Consider the following 20,100-nt stretch of genomic DNA (forward strand, 5'->3'; position numbering starts at 1 on the left):
AGGTGATATGGCAACGATTTATGATGTCTCAGTAATGGCAGGTGTGTCTCTGGCTACGGTGTCTCGAGTGATGAATAACAACACTAAAGTCAGTGATAGAACCAAGCAAAAAGTATTGGATGCGATGCAAAGTTTAGGGTATCGCCCCAATACAATTGCTCAGTCTTTAGCGTCTAATCGTTCTAATAGCGTTGGCGTGTTGGTGTCGCAACTTGATGGTGCGTTTTACGAGTACAGTGATGACCGAAATCGAAACGGCACTGCGAACCGCCAATAAACACGTGATTATTGCCGCAGGCCACAGTGATGAAGCCCAAGAAAAAGACAGTGTCGAATTTTTAATGAGTCGTGGTTGTGATGCGTTGATTTTAGATGTTGAAGCCGTGTCTGATGATTACTTAATTGAGCTCAGCAAAGGCCACAACACCTATAGTATTTATTAACCGCTATATTGAATCCATTAAAGACCGCTGTGTTTACCTTGAAAATGAACTCGGTGGTTTTATGGCAACCGACTACATTTTGTCGCTTGGACATACCCATGTTGCTTATATCTCTGAGTCACGGTTTAAACTGGATGTAAGAGATCGTTTAAAAGGCCATAAACGCGCCTTAGTACAATATAATGTCCCATTTGACGAATCACTTTATTACGAGAGTGATTTTAAAGAGACTGGCGGCAGCGACGCAATGGAACATTTGTTGTCATTAAACAAACCCATCACCGCTGTAGTCTGTGCTAATGACCAAATGGCCTCTGGAGCAATTGCGGTGTGCTTAGAGCATGGTTTACGTGTACCCGATGACATTTCATTTATTGGTTACGATAACATCCCTTTCCCGCAGTATATTTCCCCTAAATTATCCACCGTAAGTAACCCTATTCATGAGATGGGTAAAATGGCGGCTCGCTGGGTGTTACAGCAGGTTTACAATGACCAAGACATTGCCGTTGACAGTTCGTTTAAACCAGAGTTATTTATCCGCACTTCGGCAAAAAAAGTCGACTAAATCGATTGGCATTGCGTTATACGTTATCCCCTAAAAACCAGCATCCGCTGGTTTTTTACTTTTATCATCATAAGGTTCACTCGCACTCATTTTCGCCATGAACTAAGCGGTATAACGTAGGGTCTGTTGATCTTTGCTGTTTGAATTTTGTTCGAGTTAAAAACGTGTTAATCGAGGTGAATGGATTGATGCCTAGTCATATAAGCAACTCTTTATTTGCAAAGAATCATTCAACAAAGAGTAAAACGTTTTTAGCCGAACCTTTCAGGCAGCGTTTGTTGGCCATTTTTACTGCGTTATCGACTTTTTATGTAGAATAACTACACCTCAAAGTCTCTGCCGCGCAGTTATATATGTGAGTAAAGACCAACAATTCGCTGCAAAAACAATCTTGAAAGATTAACAGACCCTAGGCATTCACATTTCAAACTGACCTTAAGTTGTAACATCTGCCGCAACAAAAAAGAAAGCGCTTACATTTATTCGCTTTCACCTTCCTAACAATAAAATATAATAAAAACAATAATAAAGTTTAAACTGCGACTCTCCCCTAGCACAACCGGTTAATGAAATGTAATAATTTAAACTTGTTTTTGTTGACTGTTATCACATTTTACACTAGTTTTATGTAAGCGCTTACATTAGCTGTTTTATAAAGCAATGATTATAAATAATGAATAGAGCGTTGATGGAGAATTACAAAAACGATTTGCGCCCTACTCGCAATATTGAAAGACATAAAATCTAGTCAATGGGGATTTCCTAGATGAAAACAATAAAATTTACAAAAACTAAGCTTGCGACCAGTTTATCGCTAGTGCTTGGTGTTGGCAGTATGTTACCAGCCTATGCTGCAGATGAGGCCAGCGAAGAAAACATTGAAGTGATTTCGGTGACGGGTATTCGTGGCAGTTTGATTAAATCAATGGATGTTAAGCGTTCATCAAGTGGAGTCGTTGACTCTATTTCTGCTGAAGATATCGGTAAATTTCCAGACACAAACTTAGCTGAATCATTACAACGTATTACCGGTGTATCGATTGACCGCTCTAACGGCGAAGGCAGTAAAGTGTCTGTACGTGGTTTTGGCCCAGATTATAACTTGATCACCCTCAATGGCCGTCAAATGCCAGTCACAACCGGCACTCGCTCATTTGACTTTGCTAATATTGCCTCTGAAAGTATCAGCGGCGTTGAAGTCAATAAAACCAGCAAAGCATCTGACTCTACCGGCGGTATCGGTTCCACAATCAACATTTTGACTCACAAGCCATTAAACTCTCCAGGCCTTAAAGCAACAGTGGGCGTTAAAGCGGTTGATGACAAATCAACCGATAACGGTTCAGTGACACCTGAATTATCGGGTTTGTACTCAAACACCTTTGCCGATGACACCTTTGGTATTTCATTATCAGCAAGCTACCAAGAGCGTGAAAGTGGTAACCAACAAGCACAAGTGGGTACCGGCTGGCGCACATTCCCTGGCACCACAGACAACAGTGAATGGGGCGGCGTTGCCAATGATGACAGCCAAATCAATCGCCCAGGTGATGAAGACTTTTACTCGGTACCACAAACCACAGTGTATCGTTTTGAAGAGCAACAACGTACCCGTACTAACGGCCAGTTAGTATTGCAGTACAGTCCTGTAGACAGTGTAGTGGCAAGCTTAGACTACACCTACATGCGTAATGATATCGACACTCAATCAAATGACGTATCAGCATGGTTTAACTTTGTACCATCTGAGAACGTATGGTCTGACGGCTACGTATGCAACACCGCTTATCTATTCTGAAACCTACGACTCTCCTGCTGACTTATCAATGGCGGCGGGTGACTATGGCGTACGTAACGAAAGTGGTTCATTAGGTTTCAACATTGAGTGGCAAGCTACCGATGACTTAAAACTAACTTTTGATGCACACAACTCAGTTGCTGAAAACAAACCAAACAACATTTACGGTTCAAGCAACAACTTAAGTACTGCAGCCTTTATCCGTACAAGCGCAGCAACCGACTTTAGCGGCGACTTACCCGTACTTGCAGTGGGTGGCGGTAACGCTGTGACCGCGGCAGATATGATGGTAACGGGTTCAGTATTTACCAACTCACGTAACAAGTCTGAAATTGACCAGTATCAATTTGACGGTGAATACTACCTTGAAGATGCGGGTAGCATTGATTTTGGTATTGCAATAACTAACGTCAATAACCACTCTCAAACCGTTAACGTACAACGTAACGACTGGGGCGGTGTTGGTTCAGCAGGTGATTTAGACGATGCATGGTTCCCAGCCGACACTATTCATGACAAATTTGATGCCAACGGCGGTGACTTCTCACTTGCTGATGGTGACTTTGATATCTTAAACACCATTTTCATGTGGGACTTTGACTCAGTTCGTGATTACGCTGCGGCTAATTACAGTTCTTCAGTGAGTGGTGATTGTGGTAATGGTTTCTGCCCATCAACTAACTATGCGTCTGAAACCGATCGTTACACAGAAGAAGAATCGCAAGCGGTTTATGTACAGTACAACTACGATAATGAAATCGCAGGTATGCCATATGATGTGCATTTCGGCCTTCGTTATGAGCAAACCGATGTGACCTCAACCGCAGCTGTTGCCGGTTATGATGGTGCCAATTGGATTGCTGAAACGGAAATCGCGTTATCGGCAACCGGTGAACAAGTCTTTGAAACGAAAAAAGGTGATTATGACTACTTGTTACCAAGCTTTAACTTCAATATTGAAGTGGTAGAAGATGTCATTTTACGTGCTGCATACAGTGAAACCATTGGTCGTCCAGATTATACCGCGATTCAAGGTGGTACAGTATTAGCCACATTAGCAAACCGGACTAACGGCGGTGGCTCAGCGGGTAACCCAACGTTATTACCATTAGAGTCTGAAAACATCGACTTCTCGGCTGAGTGGTATTATGCGCCTTCAAGCTACGTGTCCGCGGGTTACTTCCGTAAAGATACTAAAAACTTTATTAGCTCTGAAATAGTACAAACCACTAACGGCATTTATAACCCAGCATCGGGTGATTTATATAAAGCCGCAGTAGCTGCAACAGGCACCACTGAAGCTGGCGCAGTTCGTGATTATATTTTCGCTAACTTTGCAGATAACGCTGCCGTAGATGTTGATAATCAAATTATTAGCGGCAGTGCAGATAACAACGATGAATTACTAAACTTCAATATTTCTACACCTTCGAATAGCTCTGATAACGCTGTGATTGATGGTTGGGAGTTTGCAGTGCAACACTTCTTCGGTGAAACCGGAGTGGGTGTGATTGCTAACTATACGCTGGTTGACAGTGATATTGCCTTAGTGGGTATTAGTGATACCGCCAACGCGGTGTTAGTGTACGAAAACTATGGTTTCCAGGCTCGTGTTGCTTACAACTGGCGTGATGAATTCTTAAGCGCCACAAGCCAAGGTACTGGTTTATTCCCACAGTACACTGAAGCTTACTCACAAATCGATTTGTCAGTGAGTTATGACATCGAGCAAGTTGAAGGCTTAACCGTGTTTTTCGAAGGGCTTAACATTACTGAAGAATACACACGAGTTCGTGGATACACTGACGATCAAGTGTTAAATCTAACCGAAACAGGTGCACGTTATAGTATTGGTGCACGTTACACCTTCTAAGTTGTATTTAACTTGATGTTATCCCGTCTAACCCTGGCTTTAACGGGATACATCAAGGCTCTATTTAGGTCGTTGGGGTGAGCAAACTTTGCCACCTCTTTTTGATATATTAAGTAACAAGGACGTTACTATTTTTGTTTTGCGGATAACTCGCTTACCCTGTAAAACAAATCACTGAAACAGCTTACATTTTACAAAATTCTACTTATGATGTTTCTGATGCGAACAAAACATCATAGAACACTTAAAATAACAATAACGCCAAAAGCGTAGGTAGATATTATGCAAAAACCAATCACCCAAATCGTCATTGTTGGCGGCGGCACCGCAGGTTGGATCACCGCAGGGTTACTGGCGGCTGAGCATAATGTCGACAAGGGCGTATTGGCTATCTCTCCTAAGCTCAACATCACCTTAATTGAATCGCCCGATGTAGCCACCATTGGTGTAGGTGAAGGCACCTGGCCTTCAATGCGCTCAACCTTGAGCAAAATAGGTATTGATGAAAATGACTTTATTCATCGTTGTGATGCGAGCTTCAAACAAGGCTCTCGCTTTATTAATTGGCGCACCGACGCGTTCGAAAAATCCAACAGCTACATACATCCTTTTAGCCTGCCACATGGACATCAAGAACTCGATTTATGCCCATTTTGGTTGCCTCACTCAGATCAAGTTAGCTTTGCACAGGCTGTCAGTAGCCAAGAAGTATTATCACAACTCGGTTTAGCGCCAAAAACCATCTCGTCAACGCAATATCATTTTCAAAACAACTATGGTTATCATCTCAATGCAGGCAAATTCAGCCAGTTACTCACCGAACATTGTACGCAAAAACTAGGGGTAACTCATATTCGCGATCATGTCGAACATATCGTCAATAATGAACAGGGTGACATTGAAAAGCTTATTACTCAGCAACATGGTGAAATAAACGGTCAATTATTTATTGACTGTACAGGCGTTAAATCTTTGCTATTAGGTGAGCATTTACAAGTACCGTTCTTATGTCAAAAATCCGTATTATTTAATGACAGCGCCTTAGCAATGCAAGTGCCTTATGAAGATCCTGCAACGGCTATTGCCTCTTGTACTCACTCAACCGCCCAGCCAAACGGCTGGATTTGGGATATAGGCTTACCTACCCGCAAAGGGGTTGGTTATGTGTATTCATCAAGCCACAGTAATGATCAACAAGCTGAGCAAGAGCTGCGAAATTACTTAACAACCAACGGCACCAGTAAGCAACTCGTTTCACAACTTGAGCCTCGAAAGCTGAATATTAGCCCGGGTTATCATGCAAAATGCTGGCAAAACAATTGTATTGCCATAGGTATGGCTGCTGGATTTATCGAACCGTTAGAAGCCTCAGCCCTTGCGTTAATTGAGTGGACAGCGTCCACACTAGCGCAGCAATTACCGTCCAATCGTCAGGTGATGGACACCATTGCAGATAGAGTCAACTTACGTTATCAGCAGCATTGGCAACAAATTATCGACTTTCTAAAACTGCATTATGTCATTAGCCAACGCGATGCCGATGCCTATTGGCGCGACCATCGTGACAGCAACTCAATACCCGATCGCTTACAGGCGCAGCTTGAGTTATGGCGATACCAGGCACCAAGCCAACATGATATTAGCTACAAAGAAGCGCTCTTCCCTGCGGCCAGTTTTCAATATGTGCTTTATGGGATGGGCTTTCAAACCCAATTACCTCAACATGTTAAACCGTCTCAGTTGCAACTTGCACAACGATTATTTAACGATAACCAACAACGTACCCAAGCATTGAGTAAAAGTTTACCGACTAACCGTGCTTTATTAGATAAAGTGGCTCCAATATGGGTTTCCCAAGCTTTAAAGACTTTTTAAACAAAAAGATTTGAAACTGCAAAATCACTTACAAAAACCATAACAACATACTGTATTTGAACGAACAAGATAGGACATCATCATGAGCCAACACGTATTACTGAACAGCATCGACCATAAAGACTTAAAGGTGAAAACCAGCCGCTCTGCCGCCTTAGGCGACAATGTGTGGTTCAGTGTCACTTTTCCGCAAGAGTTTCGCAGTATTCAGGCTCATTACCCTATTTTCTTTCATAAAGACTCGGCTACCGGCCAATTTTATTCAATGGCATTGTTTGGTTTTCAACAAGATGAAAACCTGTTTTTATCAGATGCTGGTTGGAGCGCCTCTTATGTGCCGCTCAGTGTGCGCCGCCAGCCCTTTTTAATCGGCCAACAAACCGTGCGCGAAGATGGCGTAGAGCGTCAACAACGGGTTATCCATATTGATATCGACCACCCAAGAGTCAGCCAAACGGAAGGCGAAGCGCTGTTTTTACCCTACGGCGGCAACACTCCGTTATTAGATGAAGTCGGTGAAATGCTGGAAGTCATTCACCACGGGCTTATCGACAGCCAGCGTTTTATTGACGCGCTCATTGAGCATGAATTGCTTGAGTCCTTCACCTTAGATATCGAACTCGACAACGGTAAAAAGCATCAAATGATTGGCTTTTACACCATTAACGAAAACACCCTCGCGACGCTATCAGCAGACACCTTAGCGACATTGCATCAACAAGGTTACTTACAAGCCATTTATATGGCGCTGGCTTCACAAAGCAAAGTACGCGATTTACTTAACCTTAAAAATGCTCAAGGCTAAGGAATAGCGCTGATGTCCAATGACACATTAACACCCGTCGACTGCGTCAGCGATTGGACGTTAGCGCAAGTGATGGCGCACATAGAGCAAGCCGACAAACCCATAGTGTTTAAAGGTTTATGTCGTCATTGGCCTTTAGTGCAAGCTGGGCTTGAATCAACCGATAAAGCATTAGACTATTTACGCCAGTTTTATCAAGGTTCTGCCGTTACCGCCTACTACTTGGCGCCAGAGGAACAAGGGCGAGTGTTTTACAATCAGCAGCTTGATGGCTTTAACTACCAAGCTGGACGCCTTGATTTCAATCAACTGTTATCTCGTTTACAACAGGAAAATACTAGCGCTCATCCTGCCGGCATTTACATGGGTTCTACCGATATTCATCAATGTTTACCGGGCCTTGGTGAACAAAACAGTCTGGATTTACAGCCCATCAATCCACTCACCAGTATTTGGCTAGGCAACAAAACTAAGGTAGCAGCTCATTTTGACTTTCCGCTCAACCTTGCCTGTAACGTGGTGGGTAAACGTACCTTTACTCTTTTTCCGCCTGAGCAAATAAGTAACCTCTATGTCGGCTACAATGGAGTTTTCTCCCGGTGGGCAGGACATCAGCATGGTAGATGTCGAACACCCAGACTTTGAGCGTTTCCCTAAATTTCAACAGGCGTTAGCTGCGTCGTTAACAGCTGAATTAAATCCAGGTGATGTGTTATTTATTCCCAGCATGTGGTGGCATCATGTTCGCGGAATTGACGATATAAATGTGCTCATTACCCACTGGTGGCGTGATACCCCAGGCTACTTAGGTCGTCCTAATAACGCATTACAGCACAGCATGTTAAGCCTACGCTCATTGCCAAAGGCACAGCGTAAGGCATGGAAAGCTATGTTCGATCATTACATCTTCGATCATGATGATGTTGACGACAGTTATATTACAGATAACGCAAAAGGCATGTTAACCAAACCGTTAGATGAGTTAAATGCACGTAAGTTACGTGCAGATTTAATCAATAAATTAAAACGATAATGCTGAATACAGCAACAAACTAAGACATTAAACAGGAAGCCCAAGATGAATAAATCAATCAAAAAAGTTGTTATCGCTGGCGGCGGTACTGCAGGTTGGATGGCTGCAGCCGCGTTTAGCAAACTTATGGGCAAAAATCTTGATATTGTCTTAGTAGAATCTGACGACATTGGCACTGTGGGTGTTGGCGAAGCCACCATCCCTACCCTACACATTTTTCATCGATTATTAGGTTTAAAAGAGCAAGATGTGATGGCTGCTACCAATGCCACTTTTAAGCTGGGGATTCAATTTGAAAACTGGCACGACGTCAATAAAGACTATTTGCACTCGTTTGGTTTTTTAGGCAAAGACTGCTGGGCTTGCGGCTTTCAGCACTTTTGGCTTAAAGGCAAGCAGCAAAATATGGTCAGTGAGATCGGCGATTACTGCACTGAACATTTAGCCGCTCGTCAGGTGCCGTTTTGCAGTATTACCCAACCAAGATTACAACCATGCTTACCATATGGACGCCAGTTTATATGCCAAATTCTTACGCAAATTTGCCGAGCAACACGGCATGACGCGCATTGAAGGTAAAATTGCTGATGTATTACAGCACGATGACTCAGGCAACATTAAAGCGTTACAGCTTGAAAATGGTGACATCATTGAAGGCGATTTATTTATCGACTGCACCGGATTTAGAGCCTTATTAATCGAGCAAACCTTAAATACTGGCTTTGAAGATTGGAGCCACTGGTTACCGTGCGACAGCGCCATTGCAGTACAAACCGAAGCGGTACAACAACCCATTCCTTATACTCGCTCAATTGCGCATCAATCGGGCTGGCAATGGCGTATTCCATTGCAAACCCGCACAGGTAACGGCTTGGTGTTTTGCAGCAAATTTATTTCGGATGCCGACGCCACCGAGTTACTGCTCAATAACATTGAAGGCCAACCGATTAATCAACCGCGCGTGATTAAATTCAAAACTGGCACGCGGCGCCAGCATTGGAACAAAAACTGTGTTGCGGTTGGCTTGTCTGCAGGCTTTTTAGAGCCACTCGAGTCTACCAGCATCCATATGATCCAGCGCAGTATCGTGCGTTTGCTGCAACTGTTTCCGGCTCATGGCGTCATTCAGGCTGACGTCGATGAATTTAACCAACAAACCAAAATTGAAATGGACAATATTCGCGACTTTATTATTTTGCATTATAAGGTTACCGACCGTGAAGACAGCCGCTTTTGGCGCTACTGTAAAAACATGCCAATACCCACCTCATTGCAACATCGTATTGATATGTTTAGTCAATCAGGCAAAGTTTATAAATACGGTAATGAACTGTTTGGCGAAAGCTCGTGGATCCAAGTCATGATGGGACAAGGTTTGATACCAAAGGAATACCACCCGATTGTCGATTTAATGGAACCTGCTGAGTTGCAAAGCTTTTTAAACAACATAAAAGCCACAGTTAAACGCAAAGTTGATACCCTGCCAGCGCATCATGACTTTGTGCAACACTATTGCAAGTCAACCGCGATGCAAGGCTAAACTAACGATGTCGTCGCAAGCCACTCAACCGCTAATACAGGTCAATCCTATTGCGCCGCAGGTGCAGTTGATCGGCCAACAACAAACGCCGGTTATCGTGATAGATAATTTTGCAGGTGATATTTCTGAGCTGGTTGATATCGCAATTAATGACAGTCAATTTAACCAGGATAAAAGCTCGTTTTATCCTGGTCAGCGTACTGCACTACCAAGGCAATATATTATCGATGTGCTTAACGCGGTATTTCAACTTATTTACGATGTGTATCGCATCCCAACAACCCGGCGCTTAAAACCGCAACAAGGGGTATTTTCATTAATCAACACCCAAGCAAAAGATCTAGTACCACTGCAATGTTTGCCCCACTTTGATACGCCAAACCCCTATTACTTCGCCATATTGCATTATCTTAATGACGGCCCCCATGGCGACACCGGATTTTTTAAGCACAATGCCAGTGGTTTTGAGCGGATTACTAACGACAACATTGACTCATATTTTACCCAAGCACAGCCTTTTGTTGATCAAATAATCCAATCAAACCCACGCTATTGTGTGGCCAGTAATGATCATTTCTGCTTGTATCATCGGGTAGAATATCGGCCAAATCGTGTGGTGATTTACCCAGGCAACTTACTGCATTCAACCCTAGTCAATCCAGATGTAGACATCGATGCCAACCCGCAAACCGGTCGCCTTACCGCAAATATATTTATCGATTTTCAATAAGCTAGCGTTCAATAAACCCAATTAAGCATTCAGTCAGTTGTTGTGCTAACTCAGGCTCTCCGGCTTGTTTAAGCAATAATGCCACGCATTCTGCGGTGCATAACCCACCCTCAAGTTGATTACGCCTTAAGGGATAAATAGAGGCATATGTTGGCTGCAAACCCACTTTAACTAAGCTTTTAAGATATGGGCTTTTATTGTACATTTTGCGCGCTTCTTGCCAGGTGGCGTCAATCAACAGCAAATATTCAAAAGGTGGCGTACACTCCTTTGCAGATGCATTAACATTATCAGCAGAGTTTGAGCTCACAAGTGGCGGGTCATCATCTGTTGGAAACACTAACCCCACAAGCCCTGCATCAATGGCGGTTATTAATACTGGATCAGGCTGCTTACGGTGCCACTCAATCACACGAGCACGCTCGCCTAACACTTGCGACACTAATTGGCCGGTGTTATTGGCGCGAAGCAACTCTCTTGAGTGGGTTAATAAGATAATTTGCACAGCAATTCCTACTACATTCTATACACCTGAATAATCACGCAATGTAACACATCTACCCTCTAATTTTCAGACATAATGGATTACATAATTGATGCCTGATCGCGCCATACTCTATAGAAATGTACGATATAATGATAAACAGTAAACTAATATCCCTATACCGTATTAAAAGAACATTAATGGCTTACCAACAAATCGTCGCGTTATTTTTTACTATGCTGGTTTTAGCCATTGTGCCCGGCTACCAGCGGTGTTTGCGGTGGTATCGCGCTCATTCTCAAATGGTTTTAACCATGGTGCAGCGTTAACACTTGGCGTGCTGCTTGGCGATTTTCTGTATATTTTATTGGCTTTATTTGGTTTGGCTGCCATCGCCAATGCGATGGATTCCACATTTGAACTGATTAAATATGCCAGCGCCTTGTATTTATGCTGGCTTGGCATCAGCATGCTGCGCGCGACAGCACATGGCATTCAACTCGCAGTGCCGCCTAAAGTCAGCTTAACTAAAAACCTCTTTACCGGGATTATCATTGCTTTAAGTAACCCTAAAGCGTTGGTTTTTTATGTGAGCTTTTTCCCCGCATTTGTGCCTATGACTCAAGTCAGTTTTTTGGATGTCATCATTATTATAACCATCGCCACTGCCGCTTTTGGTTCTGTAAACCTGACTTACGCATACCTTGCATCAAGTGCGAAGAGAGTGTTTAACTCAACTAAAGCGGCCATGATAATTAATCGTACTGCGGGCAGTATTATGTTGCTTGCTGGAATCTTGGTTGCCATTACTCTATAGGATTTTCAATGACAGCACTGCGCTTTACCTCGTTAACCTTAATCAGCGGATTAACCTTCAAAAACCGTTTAGTGATCCTGCCGATGGCATCACAAACCGCAGACGAAAATGGTTTAGCAACCGAAAAAACCTTTAGCCATTATCAAAATTTGGCTCAATCGGGTGCTGGCCTTGTGATGGTTGAATATAGCCATGTGAATGTAGCTGGGCGTAGTGAAACCAATCAACTCGGGCTCCACGATGACGCGTGTTTACCTGGGTTAACCCAGATAGCCAGTACACTGCACAGTGCTGGCATTAAAACGGGTTTACAAATTACCCATTGCGGTGGCAAAGACAGTGCCGGTATTAGCAGCGATATCATGGGGCCTTCTGGCATTACGGTACCCGCATACGACCGTGTATTACCCACACCTAGGGCTATGACAATGGACGATATCAAGCAATGGCAACAAGACTTTGTGGCTGCTGCAATACGTGCCGACAAAGCCGGTTTTGATTTAGTTGAAATCCATTGTGCTCACGGTTATGGCATCAACCAGTGGTTATCGCCATTAACCAATCAGCGTGAAGATGAATACGGCGGTAAGCTTGAAAACCGCACTAGAATATTAATTGAAATTGTCACTCAAATTAAACAAGTGGTGCCTAGGTTAGCGGTGATGACTCGTATTCCTGGCCAAGATGGATATCCAGGTGGTTTAACTCATGCAGACATGGCACAAGTCAGCCAATGGTTAGTGGCTGCAGGCGTTGAAATACTCAATGTATCATCAGGAATTGGCGGCTGGAATCGACCTAAAGATAAACGCGGCGAAGGCTTTTTAGTAGAAGATGCCGCGCCGTTAACGGGCACCACCACTGCGGCGGTTATTGGTGTTGGCGGCATTGAAAGCGTGGATTACATCGAAACCATTTTAGCCACCAAGCAAGTGGATTTAGTGGCGGTAGGCCGGGCGATTTTAGCTCGACCCACGTGAATTTGCTCATAGGGTGATGCAAAGCTCGTTATAGCTCATCTGCTGTTTTGCTAGCGGGTGAAATAATACCTTTAAAAATCAGCGGGTAGCGTCTTACTCGCTGGCCAACATCGTCACTCATCACCTGTTTGTATAGCAATTCAATATCACCATTGTCTTCAAATACCAGTAGCAATCTATCAATGGCGGTATGCCATACCATTGTGCGTTAATAAATGATGCACTCAGCGAGAGTTTAAAAGGGCTTAGACAAGGCGCATGACTGAATGAATAGTGATTCTCTTTCGAAGTCATGCAACGCAGTGTAAGCCCTTTTAAAACTCGCCTGAAAGGAATGCCCCAGCAGATTTTGTTCTGCGTTCTCGCTATTTGAAAGGGAACAGCCATTACTGCATAACGACGCCTTAATCAAAAACCGCTGGATGCATTCTGAGTGGTCACTTATTAATGCACAATGGTATTAGCCCTTTTTCAAAAAAGGCTGCGCCTGAAACTGCGCAATGTTGTGTCTCACAATAGCGATTTTTTCTGGGTGACGGCGCAGCTCAGCAAACACTTGCTCAAAATAGTCCATGTGCAGCGCAGGCGTAGCACGATTGCCACGTCTTGTCCTTGGCACACCTGAGCCTCGTTTAAAATACATTGCAGGCAATGTTGTAACCTCAAATTAACTCGCGTTTACTCAATTAGGTGATTAACTCAACAGCGCCAATAAATCTTCGGCGTTACCTTGCCATGCACTCCTGAGTGCCATCGGATAATATGCTGTCTGCCAAACCTTGTTTATGCTGCTGCATTTCCTGAATTTTTTCTTCAACCGTCCCTTGTGCAATTAGCTTATACACAAATACCGGATTAAGCTGACCAATGCGGTGGGCACGATCGGTTGCCTGACGTTCTGCAGCAGGGTTCCACCATGGGTCGAAATGAATAACCGTATCTGCTGCAGTTAAATTAAGCCCTGTACCACCGGCTTTTAAGCTAATCAAAAACACCGAGTTGTCACCTTCTTGAAAAGAATCTATCTGAGGTTGACGGTCGAGTGTTTGGCCGGTTAATTTACTGTAACTAATTTCTAGTGTTTTAAGTTCATCTTCAATCAACGCCAGCATGCCGGTGAATTGACTGAAAATAAGGATTTTACGGCCTTCTTCAATCATCTCAGGCAGGTTTTGAATTAACCAGGTGAGTTTAGCGTTATCTTTCACTTGTTGAGCTTGCTCGAGCTTAACAAGACGTGGATCACAACAAGCCTGACGTAATTTTAATAACGCATCTAAAAACTCAATATGGCTGCTAGACACACCTTTTTTAGCAAACAGTTCGCGCAGTTTTTTCTCCATCACTAAGCGGATAGACTCGTAAAGATTACGTTGGTCTTTCTCAAGCTCAAGTGTCTGGATAATTTCGGTTTTCTCAGGCAGTTCAGACACCACTTCTTTTTTGGAGCGGCGCAGCATAAACGGCGAAATGCGCTTACTGAGCAATAGCGACTTTTCAACATCAGCTTGTTTCTCTATCGAGCCACGAAACTCTTTATTAAAGTAAGTATGCTGGCCTAATAACCCCGGTAAACAGAAATCCATTAACGATTTAAGTTCGCCCAAGTGATTTTCAAGCGGCGTGCCCGACAAACATAAACGAAACTTACCCTTTAAGGTTTTGATCACCTGAGTGACTTTAGCCTGGGCGTTTTTGATCTGCTGGGCTTCATCTAAAATGATATGGTCGAACACATAATCGCTATATATGGCTTCATCGCGCAGCATGAGCGGATACGTTGTCACCACCACATCAAAGTCATCGATTTGCTCTAACAATGGCTGGCGTTTATTACCATGGATCACCACCACATTAAGTGACGGGGCAAATTTGTTGGCTTCTTTAAGCCAGTTACCCACCAAACTGGTTGGGCATACAATTAAACTGGTGCGATGCGTCTTGGCTTCTTGCTTGGCTTTCAGTAAAAAAGCCAGCGTTTGAATGGTTTTACCTAAGCCCATGTCGTCGGCTAAAATTCCGCCCAGTTGGTACTCTTTTAAAAAGCACAGCCAATCGAACCCTTGTTTTTGATAATCACGCAGCGTGGCATTTAAACCCACTGGTAATTCAACCTCTGTTACCCCTTTAAACTCAGCTAGTTTTGCCGCAAGGTTGCGCACCCGCTCGCCATTGAGCAAACGCACATCGCTGGCAGATAAATCATTAAGTATATGGGCTCGGTTACGCGGTATGGCAATTTGGTCACCAGAGTTGCGGTTAAACAACTCTTGAATAATTGAAATCAGTGGTTTAATGGTTTTAGCTTTAATTTTAATAAAGCCACCATTAGGTCCTGGTAGCAGTAATTCATCGTCATCTGCCGGCTCACCATTTTGTTGTAACCAACGGGCAACTAAGGCTAATAACGGTACATTTTGGCCTTCAATATCGGCACTCAACGACAGCGAAAACCAGCCCGACTCGTCATCGTCAACCAAATCAACATCTAACTGCGCATCGACAATGTTTAAGTCAAAGTCATCTTCAAACTGAATTTCAACGCCCAACGCAGTTAATGCATCAAGGCCATTCTCAGTTAAGTCAGACCACTCGAAAATCGATTCTGGCAATAAGCCAACACTTAAAAAGTATTCAGGTTGCTTACCATACTCACTCGGAATAAACGTCACTAAACCGGCTTCAGTTAACCCATTTAATATGGCTAATTCTTGGTCGACTTGACGATGCACTTGATATTGAACACTGCCCTTTTTAACCAGGCTAATACGCTCGGGTTTTAGTGAGGCATTAAAACTAACATCGCCATAATGCTGCTCTACCCGAATGACCGGTTGTAATACGGGATTATTGGCATAAATCTCACGAGTAAAAATCAATATGGTTTTTAAAGGATCGTTGATTTCGCAAAAATCAATTTCGCTTGGCACTGGCACAGTTTTAGGTGAAAAGTGTTGCAGCATTTTGTGGCTAATTTGATCAACTTGAGCCAATGGTACAGGCGGCATATGTTGCAATAAATTGAGCTTTTTGGCCGATAAATCCGTGTCGATTTTGCCTAAGCGTAAGTAATCGAGTTCGGCATATAATGGTGGCTCTGTGGCAATAAATTCCCAGTTTTCAAGTCCGGGCATGCGCATTTGCATTTGTGTGTGCTTTTTATCTATCTCACACCAAATAAACTCAGGCGCAATTGATTTTGCCCAGGTTAACGGGGTGCGATTTTCTTCCCAAAAGCACACCTGTTCTGCAAGCATTTTGGTTAAGGCTAAATAGGATATTTCGCCGTCGATATAGATTTTTGAACCGTGATTATTTGACGACAATAACAAGCTAATGATTTGTTTATCTTCAGGGTCAACCCACCAAGGTATACTATAACGAATATCAGTTAACGCCAGCTTACTGCCTTTGTTATATTGACCTTTCTTATTGAGTTTACTGCGTTTGAATTCGACAAAAATTCCATTGGGATCATTAGATAACACATAGATAACGCGATCTTTCTCTTCTTGTTCATCTTCAAATTCACTGACCGTTTTTTGCTCGTCAAGTTGGCGTAACCACTGGTGAATGCGTTGTTCTTCTACGGGCTTTTTGTCCACCAGCGCCAGCATTGCGGCGGCAACATGTTTGCAATTGGTACGCACAGGACAAGTACAATGCGAACGCATTACAATTTTGTGGTTCACATTAACGAGAGTGATTTCTTGACGGTAAGGCTCATCTGCAGAGCCTTCGACATATGCTTCGATATCATGATTATTACTGCTGGCAGTCACTTCAAGAACTCGACCCTGGATCAAGTAGTTTTGTGCTTTTTGAATTTGGGTAGCCGAAAACAGTTTAGCAATCATCTCTAATGAAAGCTTAATGGGAAGATTAAACAGTTTCGCCGACATCAATATACCTAATAAAAAACCAGCAGATAAATTATCACTGCTGATAAAAAGTTAACTTACCATTCTATGGAATAAAGCATGCAATATCTAGGGTCTGTTGATCTTTCAAGGTTATTTTTGTAGCGAATTGTTAGTCTTTTATACAAGGCAGAGACTTTGAGGTGTAGTTATTCTACATAAAAAGTCGATAACGCAGTAAAAATGGCGAACAAACGCTGCCCGAAGGGTTCGGCCAAAAACGTTTTACTCTTTGTTGAATGATTCTTTGCAAATAAAGAGTTGCTTAGATGACTAGGCATCAATCCATTCGCCTCGATTAACACGTTTTTAACTCGAACAAAATTTGACCAGCAGAGTTCAACAGACCCTAGAGTTTGTCCAATATTTGCTTGTAAATCTTACTTAAAATACAGCGGTTCGTATGCTCTAGGCAATAAAGGCATGATCACTGACTGATTATTAACTTAGTACATGGCGGTTTACTGAAAGGTTAACTCTGAGCGTGAAAACAAAAAGCGCGACCTATTTAGATAAGACAAGATGATGTCGATACATTGTTTGGTAAAAAGCCAATGGCTATTCATTTGCCTTGTGAGTTACCAGTATTCAAACAACAGATTAATTAATAACATGAGTAACCAAGGCGAACAGACCAGCCCTGCTTTTAAACGGCTTAGCTGTTGTCGATAATCGTGTAAAGTAGCATCGTTCAAATGAGAAATGTCACCCGTATTAAACGATTCCATCAACATCACTTCGGTACCTTTTTGTGCTTGTCCCATTTTACTACCAACGCGCTGACATTCATCATACATCTTTGGATAACAGTCCTTGATATAATGGCAAATATATTGAGTCACTATATTTAATCGATAAACAAAAAATCCCAGCGAAATCGCAGTTAATAGCAACCAACTCAGCAACACCATTCTTGACCCTCTCGCGGTACATAAAATACTCAAAAATAAAAACTAACGATATCAGATAACTAAAAAGACAATTCTGAGTAAATAACTTTTACTCTGGAGAAATAGGTAAATCTCCACAATAGGACAAAAAAAGTAAAACCAAGTTCAATATAGGGTCTTAATGAGTAGGCTCACGGTTTAGTCATCAATATATGGATATGGCTGCATGTGCGCGAAACATCTATTATATGACGTTTAATCATAATTCATAAACGAATTATGCTTAATTAACGCTAACCAACAATAAATGGATTTATACCAGCGTTATTGATGGTGTTTTGCTTCAATGGATTTAGCCTTGTAATAAATACTCTTCGGCTTTTTCAATGCTGCGCGGTTTACCCACTAACATCAAAATATCATTACGCCTTAAAATCCAATCCGTAGGTGGTGGATCCATTTCTTCACCACGTCGGCGTACGGCTCTTAACTCCACATCTAAGGTTTGCCACGGAATATCCGCCACCGTTTTACCCACTGCACTGGCGCCATTGGCTAACGATACGGCGTGCAATAAGTCGAGGGTAAAATCGGTTTCGGTACCAGAGAAAAAACCGTGTAAATACTGGTAATGGTTGCGCCGCTCTGACTCTAACCGTTTAATAATTCGCGCTAATGGTACACCACACTTAAACAACACTTGCGACACCAACATTAAGCTACCCTCTAAAGACTCAGGGATCACTTGTGTCGCTCCTGCCTCTTTAAGCTCATGTAAATTAGCATCATCACGAGTGCGCACTAAAATTTTCACATCGGGTGCTAATTTGCGTGCAACTGCTAAACATTCTTCTGATTGCCTTGGCTCGCAAAACGTCACCACCACAAGGCTAGCCTGGCGAATCCCCATTTTTTTCAATAATGCCATTCGACAAGCATCACCAAAGTATATGTTTTCGCCTGCCGCTCTAGCTTCTGTCACCCGCGTTGGGTCAAGATCCATCACCATATAAGGCACGGCTTCAGTTTTTAAAAATCGGGCAATGGTTTGACCCACTCGGCCATAGCCTAAAATCAACACTAAATCATTATCATCACTCACAGGTAAACGGATTTCTACTGGTTCATCCAGTGGTTTTTTACTTCCTCCTGTAAGCTTTTTGGCAACATCAATACTGTGACGAATAAGCCACGGCGCTATCGACATAGAAATGACTGCCACAGCAACCAGTACGGTACTGACTTCATTTTCAAGCAATTGGTAATTCACCGCCAATGCCAATAATACAAAACTGAATTCACCCACCTGACTCAAGCAAATTGCCGTGCTTAAGGCTATTTTTGCTTTTTCACCCACCAACTTCAATAAGCCAAACACAATCGTAATTTTGGTTAATACCACACTGATTAAAATAAGCAGCACTTGCCACCAATATTGCATCACTAAATTAAAGTCGAGCAACATGCCTATCGAGATAAAAAACAGTCCCATCAACAAATCGCGAAACGGCCTAATATCAGCTTCTAACTGCCTACGGTATTGACTCTCACCTAACAACATACCAGCAATAAATGCGCCTAACGCCATGGATAACCCCAGCCACTGGGTAAATGCGCCAGTGACTAATGCCACCACTAAGGTAGAAAGTACAAACAGCTCATTTGAGCGTGAACGCGCAACTTCATCAAAAATTCGCGGCAATATCCATTTACCAAACGACATTAAGCCTAAAAAAGCCAAAATACCGGATAACAGACCCCAGGCGATGCCGTTAAAGCTCATTTGGGTGCCATCATTGGCCAATAACGGCATTAAAATTAACAAGGGTACTACGGCTAAATCTTGGAATAACAACACACTGACCGATAATTCACCGTGGCGTCTGCGTAACCAGTTTTGTTCATTAAGGAGTTTAAGCACAATGGCTGTTGACGATAATGCTATCGCCGAACCAATCACCACCGCAGCCACCAGGTTTTGACCGACTAACATGGCAATGCCGCCAGCAACTAATGCAGTTACAATCATTTGTGCACTGCCCAAACCAAACACGGTACGGCGCATCGCCCATAAACGTGGCACCGAGAACTCAAGCCCGAGTGTGAACATCAGTAATACCACGCCAAGTTCTGCAACCGACTGCATTTGTAACTGGGTAAACCAATGAAAACCACTTGGACCGCTCACCACGCCGGTTAACAAATAAGCCAAAATAGCCGGCAAACCAAGGCGGCGCAACAATGCAATCGCCACAATCGCAATCACAAGCATTGAAAGAATATGAATAAAAATGCTGTGTTCCATTACGGTATAGGCTCCTTGTCAAAAAAATGTCGATAGGGA

Annotated in this window: 13 protein-coding genes and 4 pseudogenes; 11 read left to right on the forward strand and 6 right to left on the reverse strand. The window is 43.0% G+C overall.

The features are described 5' to 3' along the window. Nucleotides 1-7: 7 nt before the first annotated feature. The 9 genes and pseudogenes from N4T56_RS12285 to N4T56_RS12320 all read left to right on the forward strand — a co-directional run bounded on the left by N4T56_RS12285 (nucleotide 8) and on the right by N4T56_RS12320 (nucleotide 10,665). Nucleotides 8-1,011: pseudogene (locus N4T56_RS12285) on the forward strand (LacI family DNA-binding transcriptional regulator). A 766-nt stretch (nucleotides 1,012-1,777) separates the two neighbouring features. Beyond that, a complete protein-coding gene (locus N4T56_RS22785) occupies nucleotides 1,778-2,809 on the forward strand; it encodes a TonB-dependent receptor plug domain-containing protein (RefSeq protein WP_390904051.1) in 1,032 nt (343 codons plus the stop codon). Continuing rightward, nucleotides 2,748-4,682: a TonB-dependent receptor gene (locus N4T56_RS12290; RefSeq protein WP_390904052.1), complete on the forward strand. Its 1,935-nt coding sequence runs from the start codon at nucleotides 2,748-2,750 to the stop codon at nucleotides 4,680-4,682. Before N4T56_RS22785 ends, N4T56_RS12290 begins: the two co-directional genes overlap by 62 nt. A 282-nt stretch (nucleotides 4,683-4,964) precedes the next feature. Beyond that, a pseudogene (locus N4T56_RS12295) lies at nucleotides 4,965-6,546 on the forward strand (tryptophan halogenase family protein). Nucleotides 6,547-6,639: 93 nt separating this feature from the next. Further along, nucleotides 6,640-7,362: a SapC family protein gene (locus N4T56_RS12300; protein WP_261733430.1), complete on the forward strand. Its 723-nt coding sequence runs from the start codon at nucleotides 6,640-6,642 to the stop codon at nucleotides 7,360-7,362. Between the two features lie 12 nt (nucleotides 7,363-7,374). Then, the gene (locus N4T56_RS12305; RefSeq protein ID WP_261733431.1) at nucleotides 7,375-8,007 is read left to right on the forward strand and encodes a cupin-like domain-containing protein; all 633 of its coding nucleotides are present in this window, start codon (nucleotides 7,375-7,377) and stop codon (nucleotides 8,005-8,007) included. After that, on the forward strand, nucleotides 7,979-8,395 hold the full coding sequence (locus N4T56_RS12310) for a cupin-like domain-containing protein (protein WP_261733432.1): 417 nt from the start codon (nucleotides 7,979-7,981) through the stop codon (nucleotides 8,393-8,395). The genes N4T56_RS12305 and N4T56_RS12310 overlap by 29 nt, the downstream gene beginning before the upstream one ends. A gap of 45 nt (nucleotides 8,396-8,440) precedes the next feature. Further along, nucleotides 8,441-9,935, forward strand: a pseudogene (locus tag N4T56_RS12315) (tryptophan halogenase family protein). A 7-nt stretch (nucleotides 9,936-9,942) separates the two neighbouring features. Then, on the forward strand, nucleotides 9,943-10,665 hold the full coding sequence (locus N4T56_RS12320) for a DUF6445 family protein (protein ID WP_261733433.1): 723 nt from the start codon (nucleotides 9,943-9,945) through the stop codon (nucleotides 10,663-10,665). A gap of 1 nt (nucleotide 10,666) precedes the next feature. On the opposite strand, the gene N4T56_RS12325 is transcribed toward N4T56_RS12320, so the two are convergent. Beyond that, nucleotides 10,667-11,170, reverse strand: a complete 504-nt coding sequence (locus N4T56_RS12325) for a tRNA-uridine aminocarboxypropyltransferase (protein WP_261733434.1) — start codon at nucleotides 11,168-11,170, stop codon at nucleotides 10,667-10,669. A 250-nt stretch (nucleotides 11,171-11,420) separates the two neighbouring features. Between N4T56_RS12325 and N4T56_RS12330 the strand changes: the two genes are divergently transcribed. Together N4T56_RS12330 and N4T56_RS12335 are read left to right on the forward strand one after the other, a co-directional pair. After that, entirely contained in the window at nucleotides 11,421-11,966 is a 546-nt protein-coding gene (locus N4T56_RS12330; protein WP_261733435.1) for a LysE family translocator, read from the forward strand. Nucleotides 11,967-11,974: 8 nt separating this feature from the next. Further along, nucleotides 11,975-12,946 carry an NADH:flavin oxidoreductase gene (locus N4T56_RS12335; RefSeq protein WP_261733436.1) on the forward strand — a complete coding sequence of 324 codons (972 nt, stop codon included), beginning with the start codon at nucleotides 11,975-11,977 and terminating at the stop codon, nucleotides 12,944-12,946. 28 nt (nucleotides 12,947-12,974) lie between these two features. On the opposite strand, the gene N4T56_RS12340 is transcribed toward N4T56_RS12335, so the two are convergent. The 5 genes and pseudogenes from N4T56_RS12340 to N4T56_RS12365 all read right to left on the reverse strand — a co-directional run bounded on the left by N4T56_RS12340 (nucleotide 12,975) and on the right by N4T56_RS12365 (nucleotide 20,061). Then, complete coding sequence (locus N4T56_RS12340; protein WP_261733437.1) at nucleotides 12,975-13,148, reverse strand: hypothetical protein; 174 nt, start codon at nucleotides 13,146-13,148, stop codon at nucleotides 12,975-12,977. Nucleotides 13,149-13,406: 258 nt separating this feature from the next. Then, nucleotides 13,407-13,565, reverse strand: coding sequence for a hypothetical protein (locus N4T56_RS12345; protein WP_261733438.1), 159 nt, complete (start codon nucleotides 13,563-13,565; stop codon nucleotides 13,407-13,409). A gap of 75 nt (nucleotides 13,566-13,640) precedes the next feature. Then, nucleotides 13,641-16,848, reverse strand: a pseudogene (locus tag N4T56_RS12350) (DEAD/DEAH box helicase). 596 nt (nucleotides 16,849-17,444) lie between these two features. Further along, on the reverse strand, nucleotides 17,445-17,630 hold the full coding sequence (locus N4T56_RS12360) for a hypothetical protein (RefSeq protein ID WP_261733440.1): 186 nt from the start codon (nucleotides 17,628-17,630) through the stop codon (nucleotides 17,445-17,447). Between the two features lie 478 nt (nucleotides 17,631-18,108). Then, entirely contained in the window at nucleotides 18,109-20,061 is a 1,953-nt protein-coding gene (locus N4T56_RS12365; RefSeq protein ID WP_261733441.1) for a monovalent cation:proton antiporter family protein, read from the reverse strand. Nucleotides 20,062-20,100 lie beyond the last annotated feature (39 nt).

It is taken from the genome of Shewanella phaeophyticola (genome assembly GCF_025398315.1).
Taxonomy (GTDB): domain Bacteria; phylum Pseudomonadota; class Gammaproteobacteria; order Enterobacterales; family Shewanellaceae; genus Shewanella; species Shewanella phaeophyticola.

Bases quoted from the DNA above. Each gene is read 5' to 3' on its own strand.
- N4T56_RS12335 (WP_261733436.1), top strand. From the start codon at position 11,975: ATGACAGCACTGCGCTTTACCTCGTTAACCTTAATCAGCGGATTAACC.
- N4T56_RS12340 (WP_261733437.1), bottom strand. From the start codon at position 13,148: ATGGTATGGCATACCGCCATTGATAGATTGCTACTGGTATTTGAAGAC.
- N4T56_RS12365 (WP_261733441.1), bottom strand. From the start codon at position 20,061: ATGGAACACAGCATTTTTATTCATATTCTTTCAATGCTTGTGATTGCG.
- N4T56_RS22785 (WP_390904051.1), top strand. From the start codon at position 1,778: ATGAAAACAATAAAATTTACAAAAACTAAGCTTGCGACCAGTTTATCG.
- N4T56_RS12360 (WP_261733440.1), bottom strand. From the start codon at position 17,630: ATGGGACAAGCACAAAAAGGTACCGAAGTGATGTTGATGGAATCGTTT.
- N4T56_RS12310 (WP_261733432.1), top strand. From the start codon at position 7,979: ATGGTAGATGTCGAACACCCAGACTTTGAGCGTTTCCCTAAATTTCAA.
- N4T56_RS12320 (WP_261733433.1), top strand. From the start codon at position 9,943: ATGTCGTCGCAAGCCACTCAACCGCTAATACAGGTCAATCCTATTGCG.
- N4T56_RS12300 (WP_261733430.1), top strand. From the start codon at position 6,640: ATGAGCCAACACGTATTACTGAACAGCATCGACCATAAAGACTTAAAG.
- N4T56_RS12305 (WP_261733431.1), top strand. From the start codon at position 7,375: ATGTCCAATGACACATTAACACCCGTCGACTGCGTCAGCGATTGGACG.